Source organism: Mesorhizobium sp. M1A.F.Ca.IN.020.06.1.1 (assembly GCF_004023265.1).
GTDB lineage: Bacteria > Pseudomonadota > Alphaproteobacteria > Rhizobiales > Rhizobiaceae > Mesorhizobium.
Genome location: NZ_RZSR01000417.1, coordinates 1 through 4,984 on the forward strand (window position 1 = coordinate 1; position 4,984 = coordinate 4,984).

Annotated in this window: 7 protein-coding genes; 1 reads left to right on the top strand and 6 read right to left on the bottom strand. The window is 63.3% G+C overall.

The genetic code is table 11. The annotated features are described in order from the left end of the window. Both nusA and rimP read right to left on the bottom strand, forming a co-directional pair. The coding region (gene nusA / locus EOA60_RS18510) for a transcription termination factor NusA (protein ID WP_128311703.1) at positions 1-1,353 on the bottom strand (1,353 nt) is incomplete at its 3' end. A gap of 45 nt (positions 1,354-1,398) precedes the next feature. Continuing rightward, on the bottom strand, positions 1,399-2,034 hold the full coding sequence (gene rimP / locus EOA60_RS18515) for a ribosome maturation factor RimP (RefSeq protein ID WP_095824229.1): 636 nt from the start codon (positions 2,032-2,034) through the stop codon (positions 1,399-1,401). Positions 2,035-2,338: 304 nt separating this feature from the next. Here rimP and EOA60_RS18520 point away from each other — a divergent pair, with 304 nt between their 5' ends. Continuing rightward, complete coding sequence (locus EOA60_RS18520; RefSeq protein ID WP_164748291.1) at positions 2,339-2,479, top strand: hypothetical protein; 141 nt, start codon at positions 2,339-2,341, stop codon at positions 2,477-2,479. A 101-nt stretch (positions 2,480-2,580) separates the two neighbouring features. Here EOA60_RS18520 and EOA60_RS18525 read toward each other — a convergent pair whose 3' ends face one another. The 4 genes from EOA60_RS18525 to EOA60_RS18540 all read right to left on the bottom strand — a co-directional run. After that, entirely contained in the window at positions 2,581-3,090 is a 510-nt protein-coding gene (locus tag EOA60_RS18525) for a GNAT family N-acetyltransferase (RefSeq protein WP_095824230.1), read from the bottom strand. Positions 3,091-3,093: 3 nt separating this feature from the next. Further along, positions 3,094-3,393: a DUF1778 domain-containing protein gene (locus EOA60_RS18530; protein ID WP_095824231.1), complete on the bottom strand. Its 300-nt coding sequence runs from the start codon at positions 3,391-3,393 to the stop codon at positions 3,094-3,096. Positions 3,394-3,591: 198 nt separating this feature from the next. Then, on the bottom strand, positions 3,592-4,293 hold the full coding sequence (locus EOA60_RS18535; protein ID WP_095824232.1) for a tRNA (guanosine(46)-N(7))-methyltransferase TrmB: 702 nt from the start codon (positions 4,291-4,293) through the stop codon (positions 3,592-3,594). Between the two features lie 20 nt (positions 4,294-4,313). Then, positions 4,314-4,984: methionine adenosyltransferase domain-containing protein (locus EOA60_RS18540; RefSeq protein ID WP_164899392.1), on the bottom strand; the 671-nt coding region annotated here is incomplete at its 5' end.

The following is a 4,984-nucleotide window of genomic DNA, read 5'->3' on the forward strand; positions in this document are numbered from 1 at the left end:
GGTCACCATCATGGCCGTGGTGATGCCGGGGATCTCGCGCAGCTCGTCCTCGACGCCGAGCGCCTTGCGCTTCTCGTCGTGCTCGGCCTCGATCTTCTCCAGATATTCGCGGGCGCGCGACTGGATTTCCGAAGCGGTGTCCTCGTCGAAGCCGTCGATCGAGGAGATTTCGCCAGAATCGACATAGGCGACTTCCTCGACGCTGGTGAAGCCTTCCGAGGCAAGCACCTGGCCGACCATCTCGTCGACATCGAGGGCTTCCATGAAGAGGGCCGAACGCTCGACGAATTCCTTCTGGCGGCGCTCGCTCTCTTCCTGCTCGGTCAGGATGTCGATGTCCCAGCCGGTGAGCTGCGAGGCAAGACGCACGTTCTGGCCGCGGCGGCCGATGGCCAGCGACAGCTGGTCGTCCGGCACGACCACCTCGATGCGCTCCGCATCCTCGTCGAGCACCACCTTGGCGACTTCGGCCGGCTGCAGCGCATTGACGATGAAGGAAGCGGCCGAAGGCGACCACGGAATGATATCGATCTTCTCGCCCTGCAATTCGCCGACCACCGCCTGGACGCGGCTGCCGCGCATGCCGACGCAGGCGCCGACCGGATCGATGGAGGAATCCCGCGAGATGACGGCGATCTTGGCGCGCGAGCCCGGATCGCGGGCGACCGACTTGATCTCGATGATGCCGTCGTAGATCTCCGGCACTTCCATGGTGAAGAGCTTGGCCATGAACTGCGGATGCGTGCGCGACAGGAAGATTTGCGGGCCACGCTGCTCGCGGCGCACGTCGTAGACATAGGCGCGGACGCGGTCGCCATATTTGTAGTTCTCGCGCGGGATCAGCTCGTCGCGCCGGATGATCGCCTCGCCGCGGCCGAGGTCGACGATGACGTTGCCATATTCGACGCGTTTGACGGTGCCGTTGACGATCTCGCCGATGCGGTCCTTGTACTCGTCATACTGACGATCGCGCTCGGCCTCGCGCACCTTCTGGACGATGACCTGCTTGGCCGACTGCGCGGCGATGCGGCCGAAATCCATCGGCGGCAGCTGTTCGGCGATGAAGTCGCCGAGCTGGGCGTCGGGATTGCGCTCGCGCGCCGTGGAAAGGGCGATCTGCGTCGCGTAATCCTCGACCTTCTCGACCACTTCCATCAGCCGCTGCAGCTTCATCTCGCCCGTATTGGGATTGATGTCGGCACGGATATTGGTTTCCTGCCCATAACGCGAACGCGCCGCCTTCTGGATCGCATCGGCCATCGCGGCGATGACGATCTGCTTATCGATCGACTTTTCACGCGCGACCGCATCGGCGATCTGCAGCAGTTCGAGCCTGTTGGCGCTTACAACCATTGTCTTTCTCCCGACTTCGCTCCGGGCATCGGCCCTGAAGCTCGATCAACTTTCCTGTTCGGTTTCGCTTTCTTCGCCGGCGACTGCATCTTCTTCCGCTTCGCCTCGGCGTTTTTTTGCTTCCTTGCGGGCCCTGTTGTCCTTCGACAGGGCCTCGCGAATAAGATCGTCGGTCAGCACCAGACGCGCCTCGGCAATCGCGTCATAGGGCACGCGCACCGTCGGCTCTTCGCCATAGGCCGCCTTGTCGCGCTCCAGCAAGATGCCGTCGGAGTCCGCCTCGGCGATCTTGCCTTTGAAGCGCTTGCGGTCGCCAATGAGGACCGACGTCTCCATCTTGACCAGATGGCCGGTCCAGGTGGTGAAATCCGATTTGCGCACCAGCGGCCGGTCGATGCCCGGCGACGAGACTTCGAGATGATACGCCTTTTCGATCGGATCTTCGACATCGAGCGCGGGCGAAACCGCGCGGCTGACCTCTTCGCAATCCTCGACGGTCATGGTGCCGTCGTCGCGCTCAGCCATGATTTGCAGCGTCAGCCCGTTCTGGCCGGTCAGTTGAACCCGCACGAGGCGGAAGCCGATGGCCTTCAGCACCGGCTGTATGATCAGCGCAATGCGCGCATCGATACCGCTTTCGCGGATGATGCGGTCGTCGGTCTCGCTTGCCGCTGCGGTCATAAGTTTCCTGTCGCCTTGTCGCTCCGGCCGGCAGGTAACAAAAAAGAGCGGGACCGGGTGGACCCACTCTTCGTCATACCGACCAAGAATTTGAGGCTGATATAAACGATCCCGCCCGGCGTTTCAAGCCTGACGATGCATCGGAAGCCCCGACGGTAGCAGCGTTGCGTGCCGAGCATGGCAGCCATGCGCCGGCGCCTCTGTAACCTTCGCCTGCCGACAACCATCTATGTTGCGGTGCAGAAAGAAAGGTCGGGCGCACTGGCGCGCGAAGGTATTTGTCATGGACCGTGGATTGTTTTTTGTGATTGGCGATTTTCTTGGCACGTTCGGCAGCGCGGCTGCCGCATCGCGGGCCGTCGAGGCGAACCGCAAGCCGCGCCGCAGCGACCTGAAGAAACTCGGCATCGACCCGGCCGCTTTCGACAAGCTCGGCCGCTTTTAGGCCGCCCACGGAAGAAACGGACAATAGCTGAGTTCGAGCTTAAGCCTCGAGGCGCAGAATTCGTTGGCGGTCGCGGCTTCTTCGAGAGGCAGCCCTCGCCCCTACTTCTGGGCTTCTACGAGCGACGCAGCGATTGCAGCAATCGAACGGAACAAGACAAGCGGATCGTCCTTCGTCGGCAGAAATCCCCGTCTTTGCCAGAATTGCGCCGCCTCCCCGTCGATTGCATTGACCATGAGCGCACGTCCTCCAATCAGATCTGCAGCCTGAACGCAGCGCTGGAGCGCGTGCTTCAGCAAGCCAGTGCCGACACCGCGCCCAGCCCATTCTGTATCGGTCGCAAGCTGGCCAAGGAGAAGACAGGGCACCGGATCGGGCGGTTGCCCTGTGCGAATCGACCGGGGCAAGATCGACGGCACCACAGCCGTCGGCGCCAAGGCATAATATCCGACCACTCGGCCGGCCTCGTGGACAACGAGAACGGCCGTGAAGCCTTTCTCCTGATTGGAGAGCGCGCGCGTTTTCAGCCAGTGATCAAGTGTAGGTTTCCCGCAGGAAAACCCGGAAACGTCGTGAGCTGCGCCAAGCGGTTCGGGAGCCGATAAGGCCACGGCCTAGCGCTTTGCTGCGTAACCGGCTTCCCAGGGCGCGGGCCGCTTTGCCAATTCCACCATGTCGGGAACCGGAGCGACCGGGGCTGACAGAACCTCGATAAACTCCGCGAAGCCTTCCGGGCTCATGCGGATAAGGCGGCTGTCCATCAACACATCTTCGGCCGCGCGCACGGCAGCATCGCGCACGAAATCCGTGCGGGACCGGCCGCGGAGAGCGGCGGCACGATCAATGATCGCCACGTCCGCCTCCGGCAGGCGCATCGAGATTGGGTATTCCTTACGTTCCAGCGTGGCGGCCATAGTTAATCTCCCTGCCGTTAATATGGCAGCATGTAGCGCGAATAATATGGCAGCATGTAGCTCGAACTGCAATACATGAATCATCCCAGGCCGGCCGCAAGCCGGGTTCTCTGCGACCGGAAGACCGCTTTGGCAAGCGGTCCCCCCCGCTGCTGAGCGGCTGGTTACCGGTCCCTGGGAAGTTAGTGCTCGTCCGGCCTACTTCCGGATAAAGGTCAGATAGGCGGGCCGCCTTCCCGCGCGAAGGGCCTTTGCCTCGTAGCGGGTGCCGGGCCAGCCCTCATAGGGCGTGTGCCAGTCGGCAGCCTCGTTTGCCTGCCAGGCGAAACCGCCATTGGCGCGGCAGGCGAGCAGCGTCCAGTTCACATAGCTGTCGATATCGGAGGCGAAGCGGAATCTCCCGCCCGGCTTCAGCACCCGGGCCAACCGGTCGAGATTGGCGGGGCTGACAAAGCGCCGCTTCCAGTGCTTCTTCTTCGGCCACGGATCGGGATAGAGCAGGTCGATGCCGTCGAGCGAGGCTGGCGGCAGCCAGTCGAGCAGACGCGTGGCGTCGTCGTCATAGACTCTCAGATTGGCGAGCGGGCGCTTGTCGAGCGCCGTCATCATCTTGGCCATGCCGTTGACGAAGGGCTCGACGCCGATGAAACCGGTCGCCGGAGCCTCCGTCGCGCGATGCAGAAGATGTTCGCCGCCGCCGAAGCCGATCTCGAGCCGACAGGCTGAAACCTGCGCCTTGAACAGCGTTCCAAGGTCCGCGGGTGCCTCCGCCGTCAGGTCGAGGCGATAGGCGCGCAAGCCACGTTCAAGCGCCTCGGCCTGCTGCGGACGAATGGTCTTGCCGTGCCGGCGGCCGAAAAATCCTTCGGTCGCGCGGCTTGGCCTGTCGGTTGGCTCCATGAACAGGTCTGGCGACGCCGTCAGGCGGCAATCGCATCGGCAACCGCGTCCTTGAGCGCCTTGGCAAGGTCCGTCTTCTCCCAGGAGAAGGAACCGTCCCGGCCGGCCTTGCGGCCGAAATGGCCATAGGACGAGGTTTTCGCGTAGATCGGCTTGTTGAGGTCGAGATGACGGCGGATGCCGGAAGGCGAGAGGTCCATCACCTTGCGCAGCGCCTCCTCGAGCCTGGCCTCGTCGACCCTGCCGGTGCCGTGCAGGTCAACATAGACCGACAGGGGCTGGGCGACGCCGATGGCGTAGGAAAGCTGGATGGTGCAGCGGTCGGCGAGCTTGGCCGCTACCACGTTCTTGGCGAGATAGCGCGCCGCATAAGCAGCCGAACGGTCGACCTTGGTGGTATCCTTGCCGGAGAAGGCGCCGCCGCCATGGGGCGCCGCACCGCCATAGGTATCGACGATGATCTTGCGGCCGGTGAGGCCGGCATCGCCGTCGGGCCCGCCGATCACGAACTTGCCGGTCGGGTTGATGTACCAGTTGCAGTCGTCGGCGACCTTGAGTTCGCCAAGCGCCTCGCGGACGTAAGGCTCGACGACATTGCGGACCTTCTTCGAATCCCAGCTCGAGTCGAGGTGCTGGGTGGAAAGCACGATCTGCGTCACTTCCGCCGCCTTGCCGTTGGCATAGCGCACGG

Coding starts and splice junctions, on each gene's coding strand:
- rimP (WP_095824229.1), bottom strand. CDS start 2,034: ATGACCGCAGCGGCAAGCGAGACCGACGACCGCATCATCCGCGAAAGC.
- EOA60_RS18535 (WP_095824232.1), bottom strand. CDS start 4,293: ATGGAGCCAACCGACAGGCCAAGCCGCGCGACCGAAGGATTTTTCGGC.
- EOA60_RS18530 (WP_095824231.1), bottom strand. CDS start 3,393: ATGGCCGCCACGCTGGAACGTAAGGAATACCCAATCTCGATGCGCCTG.